This window comes from Streptomyces sp. SID12501, assembly GCF_010550245.1.
GTDB lineage: Bacteria > Actinomycetota > Actinomycetes > Streptomycetales > Streptomycetaceae > Streptomyces.
The window spans coordinates 1-617 of sequence record NZ_JAAGLU010000259.1 but is presented as its reverse complement, the minus strand read 5'-3'; the positions used below and the strand labels follow the sequence as shown (position 1 = coordinate 617).

Sequence of the window (617 nt, the reverse complement as noted above, 5' to 3'; positions counted from 1 at the left end):
CTCGAACGACAGGAACAGGTTCCCGTGACGGCTGCGGTTCTTCCTGGCGCGGAACGTGTACCCGAGGAACGTGAAAGCCGTGTGCTCGTGCGAGCCCCGGCGTTGTCCGTCCTTGCAGTACACGATCCGGGTCTTGGCCGGATGCAGTTGCAACCCGACCTCGGCCATCCTGTCCGTGAGCGCGGCCAGCACCTGGCGGGCCTGGCGCTCGGTGACGCAGTGCAGCACCGCATCGTCCGCATAGCGTTCGAACCAGACGGACGGGAACTCCCGGCCCATCCATGTGTCGAACGCGTAATGCAGGAACAGGTTCGCCAGCACGGGAGACACCGGGGCCCCTTGAGGGGTACCGGGGGAACCTCACTCCAGCAGGGAGCCGTCGGGCATGGCGAGCGGCGCTTCGAGCCACCGCCGCCGCCGCACATACAATCTCACCCAAACGGCGTCGGTGTGCGCTTCCTCCGCCTTGACGAGCAGGTCCCAGGGCACGCTGTCGAAGAACTTGGCGATATCGAACTCCACCACCCAGTCCCGTTTCCAACAGCGTTCCCGGCACATTTTCACCGCGTCCAAAGCGGACCGTCCGGGCCGGTATCCGAAACTGTCAGGGTGGAAAA

1 pseudogene is annotated in these 617 nt (G+C 65.0%); it reads right to left on the bottom strand.

Annotated features, from left to right (window positions below):
* Nucleotides 1-558: pseudogene (locus G3I71_RS50605) on the bottom strand (reverse transcriptase domain-containing protein); the annotation flags it as partial.
* Nucleotides 559-617 lie beyond the last annotated feature (59 nt).